This window comes from Massilia agilis, assembly GCF_024756255.1.
Lineage (GTDB): Bacteria > Pseudomonadota > Gammaproteobacteria > Burkholderiales > Burkholderiaceae_D > Telluria > Telluria agilis.
In genome coordinates this window covers 584,890-606,904 of record NZ_JANUHB010000001.1, presented here as the reverse complement: position 1 = coordinate 606,904, position 22,015 = coordinate 584,890, and the positions used below count along the sequence as shown (strand labels likewise).

Here is a 22,015-nt window from a genome sequence, read left to right as displayed (position 1 = left end):
CCCGGTTCGCCGCGCGTGCTTTTTTCTTTGGTGGCCGCCGCGCCTCGCTTGGACCGACAATTTTGCTGCTATTCTGTTGCCTCTACAAAATTGGAGGCAGGAATGGATCGCAGGGATTTCGTTCGAATTGGACTGGCTGCCGGCGCCTTGGCTGGCGTGGCGAATGCGGACGCGGCGGCATTGCCGGCAGCAGGCAACGGCGCGCTGCTGGATGCGGGCGTGGCCGAACAGCAGGCGGCCATGAAGGCCGGCAAGCTGACTTCGCGCGCGCTGGTGTCGCAATACCTGGCGCGCATCGCCGCGATCGACAAGGCTGGCCCCAAGCTGCACGCAATCATCGAGCTGAACCCGGATGCGCTGGCGATTGCCGAGTCGCTGGACCGCGAGCGCGCCGCCGGCAAGCTGCGCGGCCCGCTGCATGGCATTCCTGTGCTCCTGAAGGACAACATCGCCACCGCCGACAAGATGTGCACCAGCGCCGGCTCGCTGGCGCTGGACGGCGTGCGCGCCAGCCGCGACGCGCATGTCGCCGCGCGCCTGCGCGAGGCCGGCGCGGTCATCATCGGCAAGACCAACCTGTCGGAGTGGGCCAACATGCGCTCGACCCATTCGATCAGCGGCTGGAGCGGACGCGGCGGGCAGACCAAGAACCCGTATGCGCTGGACCGCAACACCAGCGGTTCCAGCTCCGGTTCGGCGTCGGCCATTGCGGCTGGCCTGGCCACGCTGGCGGTGGGCACCGAGACCGATGGCTCGATCGTGTCGCCGTCCTCGACCTGCGGCATCGTCGGCATCAAGCCCACGCTGGGGCTGGTCAGCCGCAGCGGCATCATCCCGATCGCGCATTCGCAGGACACGGCCGGCCCCATGACCCGCACCGTGGCCGACGCCGCGCTGCTGCTGGCCGCGCTGGCCGGCAGTGACGCCAGCGACGCCGCCACCAAAGAGGCGAACGCGCGCGCCGCCGACTACGGAGCGGCCTTGCGCCGCGACGGCCTGCAGGGCAAGCGCATCGGCGTGGCGCGCAACTTCTTCGGCAGTAACGACGCGGTGGACGCGATCATCGAAAAGGAGCTCGAGATCCTGAAGGCGCAGGGTGCGACCCTGGTGGACGTGCAGGTACCCAACATCGACAAGTACGGCGACAGCGAGACCACGGTGCTGCTGTACGAATTCAAGCCGGACCTGAACGCCTACCTGGCCAACTACGCGCCGCACGCGCCGGTCAAGAACATGGCCGACGTGATCGCGTTCAACCAGCAGAACGCCACGCGCGAAATGCCTTACTTCCAGCAGGAGCACCTGGTTGCGGCCGAGGCCAAGCCCGGGCTCGACGCGAAGGAATACCAGGAGGCGCTGGCCAACAACCTGCGCTATTCGCGCGAGGAAGGCATCGACCAGGTGCTGCGCGAGCACAAGCTCGATGCGCTGGTGGCGCCGACCGGCGGCCCGGCCTGGGTGACCGATTACATCAACGGCGACCATTACGGCGGCAGCTTCTCGTCGCCGGCGGCGGTGGCGGGCTACCCGCACATCACGGTTCCGGCGGGCTACACGCACGGCCTGCCGGTCGGCATTTCGTTCGTGGGCACGGCGTGGAGCGAAGCGGCGCTGATCGGCATGGCCTACGCCTACGAGCAGGCGAGCGAGCGCCGCCGCGCGCCGACCTTCCAGGCAACCGTCACCATCAAACTCTGATCCGTCGTCCCGGCGCAGGCCGGGACCCATGCCGAGTCTCCAGGCCTGCAGCCCGGTTGGAAGCCTCTTCTAGCGACCGTTCTTCGCCTTGGCGAACACCGGCCCCCACAACGGGTGCCCGTGTTCGCCCGGCTCCAGGTCGAATTTCGGATCCAGCCTGATTGCGCGTTCGAACGCGCGCTGGCACTGCGTTGGCCTGCTGGTGACGCAGTAACTGAAGGCCGTGTACTTGAGCGCGGTGACGCGTGCGTTCACCGAGCCGTTGGCGATCTCGCGCGAGGACAGCCGCTTGATCGCGCCATTGAAATCGCCTTCGTTGTACAGATGGATTCCCTCGCGCAGGGCGGCCGGCTCGCGCGTGGCGGACAGGCTTTCGGCGCGCGGGTGCGGCTGGGCCGGCGTGCTGCCGAACAGGTCGGGCATGTCGGCACAGCCGGCCAGCAGGCTCGCCGCAAGCAGCGTGGGCAGGAAGATGATTCTCATGACATACACCTCAACGTGACCGTTGGCCAAAATCGACGTCGATGCGGCCGTTGCGGTTGTTTTCCGCATCGATGCGCAGGACGCGGTCGCGGTAGTTCGGGTTCACCACGCGCACGGTGTGCTGTCCCGGCGCCAGCCGCAGGTGCTTGAGCGGCGGGCTGATGCCGCGTTCGGCGCCGTCCACGTACACGGTTCCCCACGGCTTGACCACTAGTTTGTAGGTGACGGAGGGCGCTTGCTGCGCGTCGCGCGCAGGCGCTGCCGAGGGCGCAACGGGGCGGGCAGGGGGGCTGGCGGCTGGTTCCGGTTCGATGGAGCGCGTTGTCGGAGCCGGGGGCAGGGCCGTCGTGGCGTGGTCCGGCACGGCTGGCGTGGCGGCCGGCGAGGCTGGCGCAACCGGCGCGGAGGGAGCGGGCAGCACGTGTGCCGGCGCCGCGCCGGGGCTGGCGCTGTGCGACGCTGGCACCGTCTCCGGCAAGGTCAGCGCGACGTTGTCGCCGCCATCCGCGTCGCGCAGCAGCATCCACAGCGCCGAGGCTGCGGCCAGCAGCACCACGGCCGCCAGGCAGATCAGCATCCAGCGCTGCCATTTGTCGGGGCCGAAAATGCTCGTCGTGCGCGTGGTTTCGACGGGCGCAAAGATTGGCTCGGGCGTGGCATGCGGTATGACGGCCCCCAGCGCGACGATGCCGAGCAGGTTGCGCAGCTCGGCGATCGACTGCGGCCGCTCGGCCGGGTCGGGCGCGATGCACTTGTTGACGGCGCCAACCAGCGACTCGCTGAAGCCGTCCAGGGCCTGGGTGCGCAGCAGCGTGAGTGGCTGCGGCTCCCAGGTGATAGCGTAGTGCACGACTGCGCCGAGCGCCTGCACGTCGGCCGCCTCGCCCGGCTCGGTTGTGGCGCCGTCAGCGGGCAGCAGGACCGGGTCGCCGTGCGCGTCAAAGCCGATGGTGTCGGGCGAGATGGGCGCGTGCGGCTGCCTGAGCGCGTGGTGGCGTTCGAGCGCCTGCAGGATGTTGCGGAAGATCTTGCGGCACCAAACTTCGTTCACCTGCTCCGGCTGCTGCGACACCACCTGGCGCACCGTGCGCGCAAGCGTGGGAGATCGGATTGTGCTTGGACTGGTCATCATGCAAACCTCATTTGTTGCAAATAATGCCAGATTCCAGGCGGGCGTGTCGGTGGCCCGCTCAACCGTGCGCGCCTAGGCCTCGATGAAACGCATCCGGAAGTAACGCCCCTTGAACGCCCCGTATTCCGGACCCAGCGGGCTCCCGGCGGAAAGGCGCTCGAACGCCTGCGCCGCGGCCGGGCGCGCCAGCGCAACGTAGCTGGCGAACTGGGTGATGTCGATCTTGCCGACCTGCTCGCGCGTCAGGCCCGCTTCGCCGGTCAGCGCGCCCAACAGGTCGGCGGGGCGCAGCTTGTCCTTCTTGCCGCCGGCAATGCACAGCGTGACCATCGGGGCCGGCCCGGGCGGGGCGGCATCAGGCGGGGACGGCAGCGGGTGCCACTGCGCGGGGCTGCCCTGCAGTTCCTCCACGCGCGCCACCCACTTCTTGTCGCCCGGCGTGCACACCGAAACCGCCAGGCCCTCGCTGCCGGCACGCCCGGTGCGGCCGATGCGGTGCACGTACACTTCCGCGTCCTTGGGCATGCCGGCGTTGATCACCAGGTCCAGGTCCGCGATGTCCAGGCCGCGCGCAGCCACGTCGGTGGCCACCAGCACCTGGCAGCTGCGGTGCGCGAACAGCAGCAGCGTTTCGTCGCGTTCGCGCTGTTCCAGTTCGCCGAACAGGGCGCGCGCCGAAAAACCTTGCGCGCGCAGCGCTGCCGCCAGCTCTTCGCAATGCGCCTTGGTATTGCAGAAGACGATGGCGGAAGTGGGGCGCAGGCTTGCCAGCAGCGTCGCCACGGCGGCATCGCGCGCGTCGAAACCGACTTCGTAAAAGCGCTGTTCGATGCGCGCCGCCTGCTGGCCGCCTTCCACCGCCACTTCGAGCGGATCGCGCAGCAGCGCCGCGGTGGCGGCGCGAATGTCGTCGGGGTAGGTCGCCGAATACAGCAGTGTCTGGCGCCAGGCGGGGCAGTCGCTCGCGATCGCCGCGATATCCTCGTAAAAGCCCATGTCCGTCATGCGGTCCGCTTCGTCCAGCACCAGCGTGTTCACGCGCTTCAAGTCCAGCGTGCGCTTGCCCAGGTGGTCGCGGATGCGTCCCGGGGTGCCGACCACGATGTGCGCGCCATGTTCGAGCGAGGCCACCTGCGGGCGGAATGCCACGCCGCCGGTCAGCGTCAGGATCTTGACGTTGCCCACGCCGCGCGCCAGCCGGCGCAGCTCGCCCGCGACCTGGTCGGCCAGTTCGCGCGTCGGGCACAGCACCAGGCCCTGCACCGAGAACAGCGCCGGGTTGAGCCGGTGCAGCATGCCGATGCCGAACGAGGCCGTCTTGCCGCTGCCGGTGTGCGCTTGCACGATCAGGTCGCGCCCGGCCAGCGCGTGCGGCAGGCTGGCGGCCTGCACCGGCGTCATGGCGTGGTAGCCGAGATTGTTCAGGTTCGAGAGGAAGGGCGCCGCAAGCGGCAGTGTGGAGAAGGAGGTGGACATGCGGTCAGGCTGGTGCCCAGACCGGCAAGCCGGTCAGGTCGAGGTTGTCGTCGCGCTTCCACACCGGCAGGCCGGTGGCGTCGGTCTCTTCGAGCAGCTGGAGCTGCTCTTGCTTGAGTGCGACGCGGCGCGGGCGGGTGCCGGGCTTTTTGGGTTCAACGGATTGCGGCGGCAGCGCGAAGGCGTCTTCGAAGCCAGGCAGGTCGAATGTTGCGTTGTCTTTCTTGTCTCTCATCGGGCCGCGCTGCCACACAAAACAAAAGCCCGGCTGCGAGGGACAGTCGGGCCCAGTATTTGGTTGCGGGGACAGGATTTGAACCTGTGACCTTCGGGTTATGAGCCCGACGAGCTGCCAGACTGCTCCACCCCGCGTCTGATGCCCAAATTGTATCGCGTATGCGGCCCCGGCGCAAATCGGGAACGCGCGCCGGTCATACGGCAGCGTTGCGTTTTGCGCGCAAGCGCCACAGCGACGTCACTTCGCGCGAGCGGGCCGCGTGCAGCGGGTCGTCGGCGTCGCTGGCCTTGCCGTGCACCGGGCGCGTGTCCAGCCGCGCGATCACTTCAAGGCCGGCGGCATCGATCCAGCCCAGCAGCTGCTCGCGCGTGCGCAGGCCCAGGTGCTCGGCCAGGTCCGACAGGATCAGCCAGCCCTCGCCGTGCTCGGCCAGGTGCGCCGCCAGGCCGTCGAGATACGTGCGCAGCATGCGGCTATCCGGGTCGTAGATCGCGTATTCGATGGACGAACTGGGTTTGCCCGGCAACCACGGCGGATTGCAGACGACCAGCGGCGCGCGCCCTTCCGGGAACAGGTCGGCCTTGATGAGTTCAACCTGCGCGCCAACGCCCAGCCGTTCGATGTTCTCGCGCGCGCAGCCTAGCGCCCGCTCGTCCATGTCGGTACCCAGCACCCGCTTGATGCCGCGCTTTGCTAGCAGGGCCGCCAGCACGCCGGTGCCGGTGCCGATGTCGAACGCATGCTCCGCGCCCGGCGGCAGCGGCGCCTGCGCCACCAGGTCCACGTACTCGCCTCGCACCGGCGAAAACACGCCGTACCACGGGTGGATGCGCTCGCCGAGCGCGGGAATGAAGACGCCCTTGCGCCGCCACTCATGCGCGCCGATCAGGCCCAGCAGCTCGCGCAGCGAGATCACGAGGCGCTCGCCGCTGGCCGGCCCATACGCTTCAAGGCAGGCCTCGCGCACGTCCGGCGCGCGGCGCAGCTGGATCGCAAAATCGCCTTCGATCGGGATTAGCAGCATCGCCAGCAGGCGGGCGCGCTGCAGCTGGGTCAGGCGGTGGCGGTGGAACAGTTCGGCAGGGCTGGCGGCCGGCTTGGCGGTCCTGGCACGCTTGGCGCGTGCACCCTTGTGCTCGATGCGGCGCACCAGTGCCTGCAGCAGCTGGCGCGCGTTCTGGAAGTCGCCGCGCCACAACAGGCCCGTGCCCTCCAGCGCAAGCCGGTAGGCCACATCGGCCGGCATGGTGTCGTCGGCCAGCACCACCTTTTTGGGCGCGGGCCAGCCGCTTTCGGAGTGCCACAGGGCCGAGCGGTCTTCGCCCCCCTCAGTCCAGTGGATGCGCGCGGGTTCGCTCATCAATGGTGGTGGTGCCAGTCGATGCCGCCGGATTCGAGGAAGGACTTGACCGCGTCCGGGTTGCCGGTGGCGTGCAGCTTGACCTCGCCGCAGTCGCACACGCCCAGGTAGGGCTGGATGTGCGAGCAGGCCGACACTTTCTGCAGTTGGACCTTGACCGGCTTGGCGCACTTGGCGCACTTGAAGGTCAGGAAGCGTGCTGGTTTGGTCATGATGGATGAATGCGGAAAAGGGCGCATTGTAGCATCGGCTACTGCACCGAGATGGCGCTCGCGCCGCCGCCGGCCGGGCGCACCACGATCTTCGCCGCGATCCGCTCGGTCATCTCCTGCACGTGCGAGATCACCCCCACCTTGCGGCCCTGCGCCTGCAGCGCGTCCAGCGCATCCATCGCCACCCCGAGCGTGTCGCTGTCCAGGCTCCCGAAGCCCTCGTCGATGAACAGCGATTCGACCCGCACGCGGTTGGACGAGAGCGACGCCAGCCCCAGCGCCAGCGCGAGCGACACCAGGAAGGTCTCGCCGCCGGAGAGCGAATTGACCGGGCGGACCTCGCCGCCCATGTCCTGGTCGCGCACCATCAGCGCGAGCGAGGGACCGCCCGTGTTGACCACCCGTTCGAGCCGGTAGCGGCGCGCCAGTTGCGCCAGGTGGTGGTTGGCGTAACCGAGCAGCACGTCCAGCGTGAACTGCTGTGCGTAATTGCGGAACTTCTTGCCGTCGCTCGATCCGATGAGCTCCGACAGTTTGGCCCATTTTTGCTCCTCGGCCTGCTGGCGTTCGATCTCGGCCAGCAGGGCCTGGCCCTGCGCTCGCCGCTCGTCGTCCTGCGCGGCCTGCATGCGCAGCGCCGTGGCGCGTTCGAGCAGGGCGCCGCGTTCGAGATTGACCACCGCCAGCGCCGCTTCCACGTCGTCGGCGCTGGCCAGCGCATCGGGCAGCGCGCTGCCGGCGTGCAGCTCGCGCTGTGCACGGCGCTCGGCAAGCACGGTGCCGGCGCTTGCGGCCTGCGCGTCCAGTTCGGCCAGCGCGGCGCGCGCCCGGGCTACGTCCTCCTGCGTGGTGTGCAGCAGGGCGGCCAGGGCGGCGCTGTCGGCAACCGGTTCCAGGTCCGCATGCTGCCGGGCATAGTCATCGAGCCATGCGGACAGCTGCGCCGTGGCGGCGGTGGATGCGGCATGCAAGGCCGTGCGGCGTTCGTCGCACTGGATCACGCCGGCACGCGCGGCGGCTTCGCGCTGGGCGGCTTGGGCACTTGCCGCCTGCCGCTCCGCGAGCTTGGCGCGGGCCTGCCCGATCGCCTGTGCCAGGGTCTGTTCGACTTGCTGCACTGGCTTGCCGTCGAAGAGTGCGGCGCGCTCGCCCAGCTTGTCCTTGACCTGTGCGTCGGCACGCCGGAACTGGGCCGCAGCCTCGCTGGCCAGCCGCGCCGCCTGCCCGGCATTGGCTGCTGCGGCGGCAAGCTGGACCTCCAGCGTGGCGATCTCGTTGTCGCTGCGGGTGAGCCGGTGCGACTGTTCGGTCCACGCCTTTGCCTCGGCGGCGCGGCTCGCGCGGTAGGCGTTCGGGTCCTTGCGCCATCGGGCCTGCCAGCCGTCGCTGTCGGCCTGCGACAGTGGCTGCTCCAGTTCGCGCAGGATCGCGGCCAGGGCGCTTGCGGCGGCTTCCCGCTTTGCAGCAAGCGTGTCCAGCTCTGCCTTCAGGCGCGCCGCTTCCGCTTGCGCCGCATGGGCCGCTTCCAGCAGCCGGGCATGGCCGGTGCGCGCCTTGTCGCATGCTTGCTGGGCGTTGTCGCGCGCCGCGCGTGCACGCTGTGCCGATTGTTCGTGCCGGTCCAGTTCTGCGGCTTGGTCCCGCAGTGCCTGCTGTTGTGCGGCCAGCCAGCCGGTGCGCTCGTCTTCGCCCGGCGCGGCGTGTGCAAGCGGGTGTGCCTCCCACGCCCGCGACAGCTCGTCCAGGGCCGGGACAAGGGCCGCGCGCTCGGTGTCCAGCGTGGACAAGCGCTCGCGTGCGCCCGCTGCCGCCGTGCGCTGCGCCGCCTGCGCGGCCAGGTTGTCCTGTGCCGCAGCCCGGCAGCGCACCACCTCGGCGCGCAGGCCGTCGAGCACGGCCTGCAAGCGCTCGTCCTGGTGATGGTAGGGATGCTCCAGGGCGCCGCACACGGGGCAGGCCGCGCCGTCCGCGAGCTGGGCGCGCAGGCTGGCAACGCTGTCGGCACAGGCCAGCTCGGCGCCGGCGAGGGCGCGTTCGGCCTGTTCGGCTGCGCCGCCCAGCGCCTGCGCTTGTGCCGCCGCCGTGGCCAGCGCAGTTTCGGCCTGCTGGCGCGCACTTTCGGCAGCGGTGCGCTGCTCGTCCAGCTGTGCCATGCGCTTGCGCGTGGATGACAGTGCCGACCATGTCTTCTCGAGCGTGGCAAGCTGCTCGCGCCGCGCGTCCTGCGCCTGGCGCGCCTGGCGCAGGGCCGCGTCATCGAAGCCGGCAAGCGCGTCGCTTGCGCGCTGCAGGGCTAACTCGTGCTCGCGCAGCGCGGCTGCCGCCTGCTCGAGTGCCGTTGCCGCTTGCTGCCCGGCTTGCGCGTTCGCCTCGGCGTTGCGCCCGGCCGTGGCAAGGGCCGCCGCAGCATCGGCGTCGGCTTGCGCCGCGTTGGCCGCCTGTGCCAGCAGGTTGTCCCAGCGTTCCCACTGTGTGGCCAGCGGTTCGTGGTGCGCGTGCGCGGCAAGCCAGGCAACGCCGGCCTGCTGCGCGGCGACCGCCGCCGCGTGGGCGTCGCGCTTCGTTTGCAGGATTTGCGCCGCGTCGGCGGCGCCCCGCTGCGCCGACTCCATCGCCGTGCGTGCCTGGTCGAGGGCCGGGCTCAAGGCGACGATCGCGGCGTCCAGTGCTTTGGCCGCGTCGAGCGCCGGGGCGGCGTTGCGTTGCGCGGCTTCGGCCATCGCCAGCGCCTGCGTCGCTGCCGCCAGTTCGTGCGCGGCCTGCTGCTGTGCGGTGGTTGCGCTTTCGAGCTCGCGCTGGGCATGCCCGGCAGCGGACTGCGCCTGTGCCAGCTCGCGTTCCAGCCGCTGGGCCTCGGCGAGCAATGCGCGCGCCGGCTGCAGCGCTTCCAGTGTCGCCAGGTGGCGCCGGCGCTGCGCCGCCGCGTCCACGCGCGCACGCGCCTCGGCCAGCGCATCCTGCGCCGCCGCCTCGTTGCGGGTGAGCTTGGCCAGTTCGTCGTGCCAGCGCTTCTGCTGTTCGAGCAGCGCGCGGCGCGCATCCACCGCCTGCAGTTCGAGCTCGGCCTGGGCGCGGTCGGCGTCCAGCGTGGCGCGCGCCTCGGCGGACAGCGGCACCTGGCGCGACAGCTGCTGGCTGAGTACGCGCAGCGCCTCCTGCTCGCGCTTGCAGCGCTCGAAGGCGCGCCTGGAGATGTCGCTGTACACCGCGCTGCCGGTGAGGGTTTCGAGCAGTTCGCCGCGCTCGTTTTCGTCGGTGCGCAGGAAGGCGGAGAATTCGTTCTGCGCCAGCAGCACGGCGCGCGTGAACTGCTCGAACGACAGGCCGATGCGCTGCACGATCTCGCTTGCCACCTCGGACTTGGTGCCGCCCACCGGCGCCAGCTCGGGCAGGCGATGCAGCGTCATCGCGGCGGCCTGCAGCGGCCCGCCCGGCTTGTTGCGCGAGCGGCGCACGCTCCAGCGCGCGCGGTAGCGCAGGCCGTCGTTGCCCACGAAGTCCACTTCCGCATAGCCCTCGCCCGCGCCACGCCGCAGCAGGTTGCGCGGGTCCACGGTGGACACCGGTTCGCCGTTCACGTCCGGCAGCGCGCTGGCCCCGCGCGCGCTCTTGGGCAGGCGCGGGGTGGTGCCGTACAGAGCCAGGCACAGCGCGTCGAGCAGAGTGCTCTTGCCCGCGCCGGTCGGCCCGCTGATGGCGAACAGGCCGCTGGACGCAAGCGGCTCGGCTTCGAAATCGACGCAGAAGTCGCCCGCCAGCGAGGCCAGGTTGCGGCCGCCGATGCGCAGGATCCTCATGCCGCCTCCGTGGCGCCGGCCAGCATCAGCTCGGTGAACGCGGCCAGCTGCTCGGCCGGCGCCTCCTCGCCGTAGCGCTGTTGGTACAGGCGGCGGAAGATGTCGTCAGGCTTGAGCTGGGCCAGCTGGTCGAGCGTCATCGCATCATCCAGCGGCGCGGCGGTCGCCACCTTGCGCGTCGGTTCGATCTTGGCAAGGCGCACCGGCTTGCCGGCGATGGCGGCCTCGATTTGCGCGCGCAGGCCGGGCTCGGGGCCCTCGAGCAGCACGCGCACCTCGAGATAGGGCTGGGCGTGGGCCGGAAGCTCGGGCAGGTCGAGCGCTTCGAGCGCGGCCAGCACCTCGGCCAGCGGCGCGGGCGCTTGCGGCACGCGCAGCAGCTCCACCGCGCGCGGCACGCGGATCGGCGTGACCTCGCGCACCGCGCTGCCGTCAAGGTCGATGCGCAGCACCTGGTGCTGGTAGTTCACCTCGGAGAACGAAAGCGGCAGCGGGCTGCCGCTGTAGCGCAGGTGTTCCTGCTGGCCCACGCGCTGGGCCAGGTGCAGGTGCCCGAGCGCGGCGTACGCCACGCTAGCGCCGAACATCGTGGCCGGCAAGGCTTCGGTGCCGCCGATGACGATGCGCCGCTCCGAGTCCAGCGAAGCCTGCCCGTCCACCATGTGGCAGTGACCCATGGCGACGATCGCCTGGCCTTCAGCGCAGCGCGCGCGTGCCAGCTCGATCGCCTGGCGGTACAGCAGCGCCACGCCCTGCAGGTAAGGATCGCCTTCGCTCTCGCCCTCGGTCCGCGGCACGTCGCCGGGCCGCAGGAAGGGGATCGCCAGGCACCATGCCTGCACTTGGCCGGCGCGATCGGCCAGCGGCACCAGGAGGCGCGCCAGGTCGATTTCGCCGTCTTCGCCGCGCACCACGTGGCCGACCACGGTGGCGCCGTGCGCCTGCAGCAGCGGGGCGGGTGCCTCCAGCCGGCCCGGCGAATCGTGGTTGCCGGCGATGACCACCACCTGCAGCCACGGGGCGCGCTCGCGCGCCTGCTGCAGGAAACGGTACAGCTGCCGCTGCGACTGTGCCGACGGGTTGGCGTTGTCGAACACATCGCCCGCGACCAGCAGCACGTCGGCCTGTTCGGCCACGATGGTCTCGACCAGCCAGTCGAGGAAGCACTGGTGCTCGTAGCTCCGGTCGAAGTTGTGCAGGGTCTGGCCGAGGTGCCAGTCGGACGTGTGCAGCAGGCGCATGGGAATCGAAGGGAAGGGAAGCCGGCGCTACTATAGCTCAGCCATCGGGCCGCTGCCGAGAAAAAGTCGGGAGCCCTTGACCAGCGTTGACGAAACGTTATTACAATGCTGGCATGAGCGAACTGACCCTTTCCCCCGGCGCCGCGCGCGCCCTTCACCTTCATGCGCAGGGCATGCTGCAGCCGCGCCGGCGCCGCGCCACCAAGGCCGATGTGCTGGAGGCGATTCGGCGCATGGAAATGCTCCAGATCGACACCATCCACGTGGTTGCGCGCAGCCCGTATTTCGTGCTGTGGAGCCGGCTGGGCGATTACCGGCCCGAGTGGCTGGACCAACTGCTGGAAGAGGGCAGCCTGTTCGAATACTGGGCGCACGAAGCGTGCTTCCTGCCGATCGAGGATTACGGCCTGTACCGCCACCGCATGCTCGATCCCGGCGCGATGGGCTGGAAGTACTCCGAAACCTGGATGCGCGAGCGCGCCGCCGAGGTGGCCAAGGTGATGGACCACATCCGCGCCAACGGCCCGGCGCGCTCGAGCGATTTCGAGCGCACCGACGGCAAGGTCGGCGGCTGGTGGGAATGGAAGCCCGAGAAACGCTCGCTCGAGGTGCTGTTCACTTCGGGTAAGCTGATGATCGCGCGGCGCCACAACTTCCAGCGCATCTACGACCTGGCCGAGCGCGTGCACCCGTCGTGGGACGACAGCCAGGCGCCGGCGCTGCCCGAGGTGCGGCGCCAGTTCGTGCTGCGCGCGGTGCGCGCTTTGGGCCTGGCGCGCGCGGCCTGGATTCCAGACTATCACCGTACGCGGCGCCCCCATCCTGACCCGGACCAGCTGGTTGCGCGCGGCGAGCTGCTGCAGGCGCGGGTCGAGGGCTGGGACGACCCGGTCTATATCCACCCTGAGCATGAGCAGGCCGCGCGCGAGGCCGCGCAAGGCGCACTGGCGCCAACCCTGACCACCTTGCTGTCGCCGTTCGACCCGATCGTGTGGGACCGCCGCCGCGCGCTCGACCTGTTCGGCTTCGATTACCGGCTCGAGTGCTACACCCCGGCCGAAAAGCGGCGCTACGGCTACTTCACGCTGCCGATCCTGCGGCGCGGCGCGCTGGTCGGGCGGATCGACGCCAAGGCGCACCGCCGCCACGGCGCATTCGAGCTCAAGTCGGTGATCCTGGAGCCGGGCGCGCGCGTGAGCGAGCGCTTCACGCGCGACATTGCGGCGGCGCTGCAGCGCTGCGCGCGCTGGCACGGGTGCGCCTCGGTGGAAGTGACGCATGCCGAGCCGGCCGCGTTCGGGCGGCAGCTGGCGGCGGCATTGGGCGCGTGCGCCACCGACGACAAGGTGGCCGCATGACGCTGCCGGCCGCCCCCCTGCACGCCGTCGGCGCCGACGGCCAGCCGCGCCTTGGGCGCTACGCGGGACTGGCCGAGTCCTTCGGCTGGCACACGCTGGCCGAACCGTTCCGGCGCAGTGCGCTGTGGCGCCGGCTGCACCACAAGCGCTGGCATTTCGTCGGCATCGTGACCGACGAGGTGTACTGCGCCACGGCCCTGGTGCACGTGGGCTGGGGTTCGAGCGCGTTCGGCTACGTGTTCGAGCGTGCGACGGGCCGGGACATTGCCTGCTTCTCGTCGGTCGGCCTGCCCGGCATGGGGGCGCAGGTCGGCGCCAACGCGCGCGTGCCCGGGAGCTACCGTTCGTTCTCGGAGCGCATCGACATCCTGCCGGCCGGCACCGAGGACTGGATGCTTGGCCTGTCCGCGCGTGGCCTGCGCATCGACGCGGCCTACGGCGGTGCGGCCGCACACCTGCTCGCCATCGGCCCGGCCGAGGGCGGATCGGTGCACGCGACGCAAAAGTCGGGCGCCATGACCGTGGCCGGCGTGGCCGTGGCGGGTGGCCGCCGTTTCGTGCTCGACGAGGGGGTAGCGATCATGGACTATTCCAACGGCATGCTGGGCCGCAGCACCGGGTGGCGCTGGCTGTCGGCGCACGGGCCGGACGTGGGCATCAATTTGCAGCAGGGCTATTTCGGCGGGGCCGAGAACGCATTGTGGCTGGACGGTAAGCTGTTGCCGCTGGGCGAGGCCCGTTTCGACATGACGCCCGAAGGCCTATGCGTGCGCACCGCCGACGGCCTGGTGGAGCTGCATTTCACCCCCGACGGCGAGCGCCGCGACGACAAGCAACTGCTGGTGGCCAGCAGCCGGCTGCGGCAGCAGATCGGCGTGTTCGACGGCTGGGTGCGGGCAACGCCGGATGCTGCGCCGCGCGCGGTGCGGCGGCTGGCCGGCATGGTCGAGCAGCACCATGCGCGCTGGTAACTTTCTTCTGCTGACATGATTATGGCTGCGTGGCACGTTGCAACGCCCGGCGCGGCAACAGGTTGACGCAGCGTGTAGGACCAAAGGCTAGTGGTTTGCGAAATATCAAACCTTTGCTGTCGGGGCTCTTTACACTACTAGTTCCTGCGGGCCGATGACAATAATAAAATTCCTCAAAGGTCTGTTCAAAACGACATTCCCAACCCGGTTGCTTGCCGTTCTCCCGGCAGGTGCTTGCGTTGGCGAGAATTCTGGGAGGAGACAAGATGTTAACTGCGACCTATACGCTGGTAGCACTGTCTGTGGAGCAAACCAGCGTTCGTACCAGCCTTCAATCGCTTCAGAAGTTGCTCCAGTCCAATTTCCTCCAGCAAAGGGCGCTGACCCCGGCCCAGGTCGAGATGACGTGCGACGCCCTCAAGCGCCTGTACGAGTCTTGTCATTGGCGCAAGCTCGACAAGTTCCTGATCCCGGCGGTGCGGCGCGCCACCGGCGCGGCCGACAAGCTGATCGAGGAGCTCGACGCGCTCAGCCAGGCCGCGGCCGACGCCATGGCGGCGGCGCTGCGTGTGGTGGAGAGCGCCACGCTCGACAGCGAAGCCCGGGTGCGCCAGTTCTGCGCCGCGGTCGAGCAGTTCTGCGTCGCGCTGCTGGCGCGCATCGAGCGCGAGGAACGCGAACTGTTCGAACTGGCCGCCAGTGTCATTTCAGGCGAGGCCTGGTTCGCGATCGCCAACCAGATGCTGGCGCACGATGCCTACAGGCAAGAAAGCCGGGGTGGCGAGCGCTACCCGCGGCTGGGCCGCAACTACCGGCCGCGGCCCGAGCGGCTCCAGCGGCAAGGCCCGCCGATGTCCTTCGTGCACTGAGCCAGTGCGGGGGCGTTCCGCGCGCGGCAGCCCGGCCGCGCCAGGCCGCCCATCGTTCTTTGTTATGATGGGGGTTTTGGAAGTGCGACTTCATCATGTTCGAGTTTCTCTTCAAGCGCCCGGGCGACAACAAGCCGGGCGATCCGCCGGCCGGGCAGGCGGCGCCGCCAGCACAACAGGCGGCCACGGCGGCGGGCTCGCAGCGCGAGCTGCAGGCCGACAAGCTCCGGCAGCTGGGCGGTAACGAAGCCGCTGCCGTCGAGTTCATCCTCCAGTGCGAATTCTCCGAACTGCGGCTCGCTGCCGCCGAGTTCGTCCATTCCCCCGAACAGCTCGAGCGCGTCCACAGTGCGATGCGCAACACCGACCGGCGCGTGGCCAAGCTGGCGCAGTCGCGCCTGGATGCGATCCGCCACCACGAGTCCGAGCTGCGCCGCGCCCAGGCCGCCATCGAGCAGGCGCAGGCGCTGCTGCGCGACGAGCTGCTCACGCCGAACCACGTCGCTGAACTGGACCGCAAATGGTCGGTGATCGCGGCGCCCGAGCTTACCGGCCAGTTCGAGGCCGTGCGCGCCCAGCTCGGGCAGCGCCTGGAAGCGCAGGTGGCGCTGCAGCGCGCCATGATCGACCGCCTGGCGGCGCTGCGCGCGCTGGAAACGGCAGGCCTGACGGCCGACGAGATGCGGGCGCGGCTGGCCCAGATGGAGCAGGAACAGCAGGCCGCGCTGGCCGCGCCGGAACACGCGTCGCTGCCGCGCGCGCTGGCCTCGGAATTCGCCGCCGCGCATGCGCGCCTGGCATCGAACCTGGCCACGCTCGAAGAAGGGCAGGCCGCTCTGGCCGCGCGCGACGCCCAGCTGGCCGAGTGGCTGGCCGCCTCGCGCGAGTCGCTCCAGCCCGAGGCGCTGCGCAAGGCATGGCAAAAGCTGGGGCAGCCGCCGCGCGGCCCGGTACAGGAAGCGCAGCAGCAGCGTTTCGACGAGCTGCTGGCAAGCCTGCCGCAACCCGAGCGCAAGCATAAAGAACCGGCCAACCCGCCCGCGGCCAAGGCGCCGCCCAAGGGCGCCGACCAGCACTTCCTTGACACGCTGGACGCGATGGAAGCGGCGCTGCGCCAGGGCTCGCTCGGCACTGCGGCGGACCTGGACAAGGCGCTCAAGGACAGCCGCGACAAGGGAATGCGCCTGACCAGCGCGCAGGCCGACCGGCTGGCCCACGCGCGCGCCGAGCTCAAACGGCTCTCGGACTGGGCGCGCTGGGGCGGCAACGTCTCGCGCGAGGAGCTGGTCAAGTCGGTCGAGACCCTGTCCACCCAGCAGCTGTCGATGAGCGACCTGGCCAAGAAGGTGGGCAGCATGCGCGAGCGCTGGAAGGCGCTCGACAGCATCTCCGGCCCCGCGCCCAAGAGCCTGTGGGAGCGTTTCGACGCCGCCTGCACCGCCGCCTACGCGCCGGCCGCCGCGCACTTCAAGCACCTGGCCGACGAACGCCATGCCAATGCCGCGCGCGGCCAGGCCTTGCTGGACGAAGCGCGGGCCGAGGTCACGCGCCTGGAGCAGGGCACGGCCGAGTGGAAGCATGTGGCCGGCACCGTCCAGCGCCTGCGCACCGCATGGAGCCACCTGGGCGCCATCGACCGCAAGGACAAGAAACGCCTGGACCATGAATTCGCCGAGGTGCTGGGGGTGCTGCAAGGCCCGCTGGAAGACCAGCGCAAGGGCGAGGTGTCGCAGCGCGAAGAGCTGATCGACGAGGTGGCCGCGCTCGACCCGCACGACCGCCACGTGGTGGACGCGATGCGCGCGATCCAGCAGCGCTGGCAGGAGCACGCCCGCGCGCTGCCGCTCGAACGCAAGGACGAGCAGGCGCTGTGGCAGCGCTTTCGCGCCGCCTGCGACGCCGTGTTCGCGGCCCGCAAGGAGAGCGTGCATGCATTGGACGCCGAGCGCCGCGCGCACGAATCGGTGAAGGAAGCGATCTGCGCCCGCCTGGAAGAGGCGGCGCCGCAGGCCCAGCCTTCCACCGCCAGCAAGCTGCTGCGCGATGCCGCGGCCGAGTGGCATGCGGCCGGCCCGGTCCCACGCGCGCACGAGGCGCGGCTGGAAAAGCGCTACCACGACGCCATCGCGCTGGTGCAGCACCATGCCGACACCGCGCGCCGCGCCGCCGGTGTGGCCCAGGCCAGCGCCTTGCGCGAGCGCCTGCGCCTGATCCACGAGCTCGAGGCCGCCGTCGCCGACCCGGCGCTGGACGCCGCCGCCACCGACTGGCAGGCGCGCTGGGACCAGCTCCCGGCCGTGCCGGCCGACTACGACGCCGTGCTGCGCCAGCGTTTTGGCGACGCCCTCGCGGCCACCGCCGCGCCACAGGCCCAGGCCTACGCCCGCCTGCTCGAGCAGAACCGCGCCAAACTGTTGCATGAATTGCTCCGCCTTGAGATCATTGCAGGCGTTGACAGCGGTCCGGAGTTCGCGCGCGACCGGCTCAGGCTCCAGGTGGAGGTGCTGCAGTCCTCGCTCAAGTCGGGGCACAAGCCGGCCACCACGGCGGCCGAGCTGCGCCAGCTGTGCGCGCTGCCGGCGCTGACCGACGCGCGGACCGCGTCGCGCATCGAGCACCTGCTCATGCGGCTGGCCAAGGAGGGTAAATGATCGAAGTACGGGTGCAGGCCGGGGATTTCGACCTCGGCGCCGAGGTGGCGCGCCTGCGCGCGGGTGACGCGCGCGCCGGCGCGGTGGTGACCTTCGTCGGCACGGTGCGCGACATGAACGATGGCGCCCAGGTGGCCGGCATGGAGCTCGAACACTACCCCGGCATGACCGAACGCGCGCTGGAAGACATCGTCGAACAGGCGCGTGCGCGCTGGCCGCTGCTGGGCGCGCTGGTCATCCACCGCATCGGCCCCTTGCTGCCGCGCGACCAGATCGTGCTGGTCGCGGTCGCATCCAGCCACCGCGGCGAAGCCTTCGCCGCCTGCGAATTCATCATCGACTACCTCAAGACCGACGCCCCGTTCTGGAAGAAGGAAGCGACGCCCGACGGCGGGCGCTGGGTGGACGCCCGCGATTCGGACGACACCGCCAAGGCCAAATGGGCGGCCCGTTGAGCTGGCTGGCGGTGGGGGTGGGGGCGGCCATCGGCGCATGGCTGCGTTGGGGATTGGCCGTGTGGCTGTCGGACGTGCACGCCCACGTCCAGGTGGGCACGCTCACGGCCAACCTGGCCGGCGGCTACCTGATCGGCATCGGGCTGGCGTTCTTTTCCTCGCACCCCGGCCTGTCGCCGGAGTGGCGGCTGTTCGCGATCACGGGATTCCTGGGCGGGCTGACCACGTTTTCCAGCTTCTCGGGCGAAGCCATGATGCTGCTGCAGCGTGGCCAGTACGGCTGGGCGCTGGGCCACTCGGCCTTGCACCTGCTCGGCTCGATCGGCTGCTGCATCGCCGGCTACGCCACCTTCCGGGCGATGTCGTAGGGTGGGCAGGTCTCCTGCCCACGCGTCCAACTGAAGGATGCGTCGCCGCTATGCCTGCCCTGGCTGGACGCGTGGGCGGGAAACCCGCCCACCCTACGTGGGCCTGTCCAAAATGCCACCTTGAAAACCCGCAGCCCCATCCCAACTTTGCTTCCTAGTTAAAGAACACTCACTAGGGAGTATTACCATGCGGCAAGACAAACTGACGACCAAGCTGCAAGAAGCGCTGGCGGACGCCCAGAGCCTGGCGGTCGGCAACGACAATCCTTACATCGAACCGGTGCACCTCTTGGTGGCACTGCTGAACCAGGACGACGGCGCGGCGCGCTCGCTGCTGCAGCGCGCCGGCGTGAACGTGGGCGGCCTCACGAATGCCTTGAAGGGCGGGCTCGAGCGCCTGCCCAAGGTGTCCGGCACCGGCGGCGAGATCCAGGTCGGGCGCGAGCTGATGTCGCTCTTGAACCTGGCCGACCGCGAAGCGCAAAAGCGCGGCGACCAGTTCCTGTCTTCCGAAATGGTGCTGCTGGCCCTGACCGAGGATAAATCCGAGGCCGGGCGCCTGGCGCGCGAGCATGGGCTGGCGCGCAAGGCGCTCGAATCGGCGATCCAGGCCGTGCGCGGCGGCGAGTCCGTCAATTCGCAGGACGCCGAAGGCCAGCGCGAGGCGCTCAAGAAGTACACCCTCGACCTGACCGAGCGCGCCCGCATGGGCAAACTCGACCCGGTGATCGGCCGCGACGACGAGATCCGCCGCGCGATCCAGGTCCTGCAGCGCCGCACCAAGAACAACCCGGTGCTGATCGGCGAGCCGGGCGTGGGCAAGACCGCCATCGTGGAAGGGCTGGCCCAGCGCATCGTCAATGGCGAAGTGCCCGATTCGCTCAAGGGCAAGCGCGTGCTGTCGCTTGACCTGGCGGCCCTGCTGGCCGGCGCCAAGTACCGCGGCGAGTTCGAGGAACGCCTGAAGGCCGTGCTCAAGGAGTTGGCGCAGGACGAGGGCATGACCATCGTCTTCATCGACGAGATCCACACCATGGTCGGCGCCGGCAAGGCCGAGGGCGCCATGGACGCCGGCAACATGCTCAAGCCTGCGCTGGCGCGCGGCGAGCTGCACTGCATCGGCGCGACCACGCTCGACGAGTACCGCAAGTACATCGAGAAGGACGCCGCGCTCGAGCGCCGCTTCCAGAAGATCATCGTGGACGAGCCGAGCGTGGAGGCGACCATCGCCATCCTGCGCGGCCTGCAGGAGAAATACGAGCTGCACCACAAGGTCGAGATCACCGACCCGGCCATCATCGCCGCGGCCGAGCTGTCGCACCGCTACATCACCGACCGCTTTTTGCCGGACAAGGCGATCGACCTGATTGACGAGGCAGCCTCGAAGATCAAGATCGAGATCGACTCCAAGCCGGAGGTGATGGACAAGCTCGAACGGCGCCTGATCCAGCTGAAGATCGAGCGCGAAGCCGTGCGCAAGGAGACCGACGAGGCCTCGATGCGCCGCATGGAGCTGCTCGACGAGGAAATCGCGCGCCTGGAACGCGAGTACAACGATTACGAGGAAGTGCTCAAGGCCGAGAAGGCGATGGTGCAGGGGACCACCCACATCAAGGAAGAGATCGAGCGCATCCGCCAGCAGATGGAGGAAGCCAAGCGCCAGAGCAACTGGCAGAAGGTCTCCGAGCTGCAGTACGGCCGCCTGCCGGAACTGGAGCGCCAGCTCAAGCAGGCCGAGGACACCACGGTCAAGACCGAGGAAGCCAATCCCAAGCTGCTGCGCACCCAGGTGGGCGCCGAGGAAATCGCCGAGGTGGTCTCGCGCGCGACCGGCATTCCGGTCTCGCGCATGATGCAGGGTGAGCGCGACAAGCTGCTGCACATCGAACAGAAGCTGCATGAGCGCGTGGTCGGCCAGGACGAGGCGATCACCGCGGTGGCCGATGCGATCCGCCGGTCGCGCGCGGGCCTTGCGGATCCGAACCGGCCGTATGGCTCGTTCATGTTCCTCGGCCCGACGGGCGTGGGCAAGACCGAGCTGTGCAAGGCACTGGCCGCGTTCCTGTTCGATACCGAGGAAGCGCTGATCCGCATCGACATGAGCGAGTTCATGGAGAAGCACTCGGTGGCCCGCCTGATCGGCGCGCCGCCGGGCTATGTCGGCTATGAGGAAGGCGGTTACCTGACCGAGGCCGTGCGCAGGAAGCCGTACAGCGTGATCCTGCTGGACGAAATCGAGAAGGCGCACCCGGACGTGTTCAACGTGCTGCTGCAGGTGCTGGACGATGGCCGCATGACCGATGGCCAGGGCCGCACCGTGGACTTCAAGAACACGGTGATCGTGATGACCTCGAACCTGGGTTCGCACAAGATCCAGTCGATGGACAGCGACGACCCGGCGGTGGTCAAGCTGGCGGTGATGGCCGAGGTGCGCGGGCACTTCCGCCCCGAGTTCATCAACCGGATCGACGAGATCGTGGTGTTCCATGCGCTCGATGAGAAGAACATCGGCGTGATCGCCAAGATCCAGCTGCAGAACCTGGAACAGCGGCTCGAGAAGATGGACATGCGGCTGGACGTGTCGGAAGCGGCGCTGCAGAAGATCGCCGAAGCCGGCTTCGACCCGGTGTATGGCGCCCGTCCGCTCAAGCGCGCGATCCAGCAGCAGATCGAAAACCCGCTGTCCAAGGAGATCCTGTCCGGCCACTTCGGGCCGAAGGACACCATCCGCGTCGATACCCGCGGCGGCGAGCTGGTGTTCGACAAGGAGGTCGAGCTGGCCAAGTAAAACTTGGCCGTGGATGTGAAAACGCCCGATCCGCGCAAGCGGCCGGGCGTTTTTTTGTAGGGTGGGCGGCTCTGCCGCCCACGCGTCCAACCCGAGCCTGCGGTCACGCGCGCTTGCGCCTGACGAGTCCCATCAACCCCAGCCCGCCCAGCAGGATCGCCGCGCTGACCGGCTCCGGCACTTCGGTCGGCGGCGGCGTCACCGCCGTCGGCACCGCCTGCGAGAACAGGCTGCCCACCTTCTTCGTGCCGCCGCCGACGAAGAAGTTGACCTTCACGTTTGGCTCCGCCAGGTCCAGCTTGTTGCCGGCGAACGAGAACTTGAAGATCATGTCGTCGGCCAGCGCCACGTGCGTCCCCGACCAGCAGGCAACCTTGTTGGGCTGGCTGGCGCCGCTGCATTGGTTCGCATTCAGTTCGTTCCCTTGCAGGCTCCAGCCGGCGGCTGCGCCTGGGGCGGACAGCATGGTGGCCGAGGTGAAGGTCCCGATCGACGCGATGCCCAGCGCCCCGATCGTGGTGGCATTGGTCCAGTCGCCGGTCGGGTGCGCCGCGTCGATTTCCAGCGTCAGCACGTTGCCGCTCGTGGTCGCCGTAAACGTCACGCCCTGGAAGGTGACGACGCCGGCGTGGGCGGAGGTGAATCCTGCGGCCAACAGGATGGAAAGAATGGCCCGGGTGATGGTCTTCGTCAGCATTTTTCGGTTTCCTTTAGTGTTATTGTTGCAACCAAGATTGTCATTTTGAGTTGACACCAAAACACTACTCCAATTCTTTTTTTTAAGTATTCCTGCTGGAAATCAATCGTGCGCGCCAAGCCAATAGCCTGGGCCGCGCATCAAGCTGACGCGGCGGGCCCGCCGGCAGCAATCTCCCATTTTGGCTACACTTGCTGTTCAAAAAACAAATCAGGGGGAAA

General features: G+C 69.2%; 17 protein-coding genes and 1 tRNA gene. 8 read left to right on the top strand and 10 right to left on the bottom strand.

Annotated elements, in window-relative coordinates; all coding sequences use genetic code 11:
* Positions 1–102 precede the first annotated feature (102 nt).
* Positions 103–1,698, top strand: a complete 1,596-nt coding sequence (locus NX774_RS02710) for an amidase (protein ID WP_258820605.1) — start codon at positions 103–105, stop codon at positions 1,696–1,698.
* 69 nt (positions 1,699–1,767) lie between these two features.
* Here NX774_RS02710 and NX774_RS02705 read toward each other — a convergent pair whose 3' ends face one another.
* The 9 genes from NX774_RS02705 to NX774_RS02665 form a co-directional block, all read right to left on the bottom strand.
* Positions 1,768–2,181: a TssQ family T6SS-associated lipoprotein gene (locus NX774_RS02705; RefSeq protein WP_258820604.1), complete on the bottom strand. Its 414-nt coding sequence runs from the start codon at positions 2,179–2,181 to the stop codon at positions 1,768–1,770.
* Between the two features lie 10 nt (positions 2,182–2,191).
* Positions 2,192–3,313, bottom strand: coding sequence for a PEGA domain-containing protein (locus NX774_RS02700; RefSeq protein WP_258820603.1), 1,122 nt, complete (start codon positions 3,311–3,313; stop codon positions 2,192–2,194).
* Between the two features lie 72 nt (positions 3,314–3,385).
* On the bottom strand, positions 3,386–4,789 hold the full coding sequence (dbpA, locus tag NX774_RS02695) for an ATP-dependent RNA helicase DbpA (protein WP_258820602.1): 1,404 nt from the start codon (positions 4,787–4,789) through the stop codon (positions 3,386–3,388).
* 4 nt (positions 4,790–4,793) lie between these two features.
* A complete protein-coding gene (locus tag NX774_RS02690) occupies positions 4,794–5,024 on the bottom strand; it encodes a hypothetical protein (RefSeq protein ID WP_258820601.1) in 231 nt (76 codons plus the stop codon).
* A 60-nt stretch (positions 5,025–5,084) separates the two neighbouring features.
* Positions 5,085–5,161 (bottom strand) — tRNA-Met (locus NX774_RS02685).
* 59 nt (positions 5,162–5,220) lie between these two features.
* The gene (locus tag NX774_RS02680; protein ID WP_258820600.1) at positions 5,221–6,387 is read right to left on the bottom strand and encodes a 50S ribosomal protein L11 methyltransferase; all 1,167 of its coding nucleotides are present in this window, start codon (positions 6,385–6,387) and stop codon (positions 5,221–5,223) included.
* Complete coding sequence (locus tag NX774_RS02675; protein WP_258820599.1) at positions 6,387–6,599, bottom strand: hypothetical protein; 213 nt, start codon at positions 6,597–6,599, stop codon at positions 6,387–6,389. The genes NX774_RS02680 and NX774_RS02675 overlap by 1 nt, the downstream gene beginning before the upstream one ends.
* 38 nt (positions 6,600–6,637) lie before the next feature.
* Positions 6,638–10,396: an AAA family ATPase gene (locus NX774_RS02670; RefSeq protein ID WP_258820598.1), complete on the bottom strand. Its 3,759-nt coding sequence runs from the start codon at positions 10,394–10,396 to the stop codon at positions 6,638–6,640.
* Positions 10,393–11,637 (bottom strand): exonuclease SbcCD subunit D C-terminal domain-containing protein, encoded by a 1,245-nt coding sequence (locus NX774_RS02665; RefSeq protein ID WP_258820597.1) that lies wholly within the window; start codon positions 11,635–11,637, stop codon positions 10,393–10,395. The genes NX774_RS02670 and NX774_RS02665 overlap by 4 nt, the downstream gene beginning before the upstream one ends.
* Before the next feature lie 113 nt (positions 11,638–11,750).
* On the opposite strand from NX774_RS02665, the gene NX774_RS02660 reads away from it, so the two are divergent.
* From NX774_RS02660 to clpB, 7 genes are all read left to right on the top strand, one after another.
* The gene (locus tag NX774_RS02660) at positions 11,751–12,995 is read left to right on the top strand and encodes a winged helix-turn-helix domain-containing protein (protein ID WP_258820596.1); all 1,245 of its coding nucleotides are present in this window, start codon (positions 11,751–11,753) and stop codon (positions 12,993–12,995) included.
* Positions 12,992–13,966 carry a DUF2804 domain-containing protein gene (locus NX774_RS02655; RefSeq protein ID WP_258820595.1) on the top strand — a complete coding sequence of 325 codons (975 nt, stop codon included), beginning with the start codon at positions 12,992–12,994 and terminating at the stop codon, positions 13,964–13,966. Before NX774_RS02660 ends, NX774_RS02655 begins: the two co-directional genes overlap by 4 nt.
* A gap of 266 nt (positions 13,967–14,232) precedes the next feature.
* Positions 14,233–14,835: a hemerythrin domain-containing protein gene (locus NX774_RS02650; protein WP_370660395.1), complete on the top strand. Its 603-nt coding sequence runs from the start codon at positions 14,233–14,235 to the stop codon at positions 14,833–14,835.
* A gap of 95 nt (positions 14,836–14,930) precedes the next feature.
* On the top strand, positions 14,931–17,486 hold the full coding sequence (locus tag NX774_RS02645; RefSeq protein ID WP_258820593.1) for a DUF349 domain-containing protein: 2,556 nt from the start codon (positions 14,931–14,933) through the stop codon (positions 17,484–17,486).
* On the top strand, positions 17,483–17,941 hold the full coding sequence (moaE, locus tag NX774_RS02640; RefSeq protein ID WP_258820592.1) for a molybdopterin synthase catalytic subunit MoaE: 459 nt from the start codon (positions 17,483–17,485) through the stop codon (positions 17,939–17,941). Before NX774_RS02645 ends, moaE begins: the two co-directional genes overlap by 4 nt.
* Entirely contained in the window at positions 17,926–18,309 is a 384-nt protein-coding gene (gene crcB / locus NX774_RS02635) for a fluoride efflux transporter CrcB (protein WP_258820591.1), read from the top strand. Before moaE ends, crcB begins: the two co-directional genes overlap by 16 nt.
* Before the next feature lie 187 nt (positions 18,310–18,496).
* Positions 18,497–21,097, top strand: coding sequence for an ATP-dependent chaperone ClpB (gene clpB, locus NX774_RS02630; protein WP_258820590.1), 2,601 nt, complete (start codon positions 18,497–18,499; stop codon positions 21,095–21,097).
* A 103-nt stretch (positions 21,098–21,200) separates the two neighbouring features.
* Here the strand turns inward: clpB and NX774_RS02625 are convergent, their stop codons facing one another.
* Positions 21,201–21,794 (bottom strand): PEP-CTERM sorting domain-containing protein, encoded by a 594-nt coding sequence (locus NX774_RS02625; protein WP_258820589.1) that lies wholly within the window; start codon positions 21,792–21,794, stop codon positions 21,201–21,203.
* Positions 21,795–22,015: the final 221 nt, after the last annotated feature.

What these genes read in the sequence shown, in the direction of transcription:
- NX774_RS02645 (WP_258820593.1), top strand. Translation starts at nt 14,931, where the DNA reads ATGTTCGAGTTTCTCTTCAAGCGCCCGGGCGACAACAAGCCGGGCGAT.
- NX774_RS02705 (WP_258820604.1), bottom strand. Translation starts at nt 2,181, where the DNA reads ATGAGAATCATCTTCCTGCCCACGCTGCTTGCGGCGAGCCTGCTGGCC.
- NX774_RS02690 (WP_258820601.1), bottom strand. Translation starts at nt 5,024, where the DNA reads ATGAGAGACAAGAAAGACAACGCAACATTCGACCTGCCTGGCTTCGAA.
- NX774_RS02650 (WP_370660395.1), top strand. Translation starts at nt 14,233, where the DNA reads ATGTTAACTGCGACCTATACGCTGGTAGCACTGTCTGTGGAGCAAACC.
- NX774_RS02665 (WP_258820597.1), bottom strand. Translation starts at nt 11,637, where the DNA reads ATGCGCCTGCTGCACACGTCCGACTGGCACCTCGGCCAGACCCTGCAC.
- moaE (WP_258820592.1), top strand. Translation starts at nt 17,483, where the DNA reads ATGATCGAAGTACGGGTGCAGGCCGGGGATTTCGACCTCGGCGCCGAG.
- crcB (WP_258820591.1), top strand. Translation starts at nt 17,926, where the DNA reads ATGGGCGGCCCGTTGAGCTGGCTGGCGGTGGGGGTGGGGGCGGCCATC.
- NX774_RS02625 (WP_258820589.1), bottom strand. Translation starts at nt 21,794, where the DNA reads ATGCTGACGAAGACCATCACCCGGGCCATTCTTTCCATCCTGTTGGCC.
- NX774_RS02660 (WP_258820596.1), top strand. Translation starts at nt 11,751, where the DNA reads ATGAGCGAACTGACCCTTTCCCCCGGCGCCGCGCGCGCCCTTCACCTT.
- NX774_RS02680 (WP_258820600.1), bottom strand. Translation starts at nt 6,387, where the DNA reads ATGAGCGAACCCGCGCGCATCCACTGGACTGAGGGGGGCGAAGACCGC.
- clpB (WP_258820590.1), top strand. Translation starts at nt 18,497, where the DNA reads ATGCGGCAAGACAAACTGACGACCAAGCTGCAAGAAGCGCTGGCGGAC.
- NX774_RS02655 (WP_258820595.1), top strand. Translation starts at nt 12,992, where the DNA reads ATGACGCTGCCGGCCGCCCCCCTGCACGCCGTCGGCGCCGACGGCCAG.
- NX774_RS02710 (WP_258820605.1), top strand. Translation starts at nt 103, where the DNA reads ATGGATCGCAGGGATTTCGTTCGAATTGGACTGGCTGCCGGCGCCTTG.
- NX774_RS02700 (WP_258820603.1), bottom strand. Translation starts at nt 3,313, where the DNA reads ATGATGACCAGTCCAAGCACAATCCGATCTCCCACGCTTGCGCGCACG.
- dbpA (WP_258820602.1), bottom strand. Translation starts at nt 4,789, where the DNA reads ATGTCCACCTCCTTCTCCACACTGCCGCTTGCGGCGCCCTTCCTCTCG.
- NX774_RS02675 (WP_258820599.1), bottom strand. Translation starts at nt 6,599, where the DNA reads ATGACCAAACCAGCACGCTTCCTGACCTTCAAGTGCGCCAAGTGCGCC.
- NX774_RS02670 (WP_258820598.1), bottom strand. Translation starts at nt 10,396, where the DNA reads ATGAGGATCCTGCGCATCGGCGGCCGCAACCTGGCCTCGCTGGCGGGC.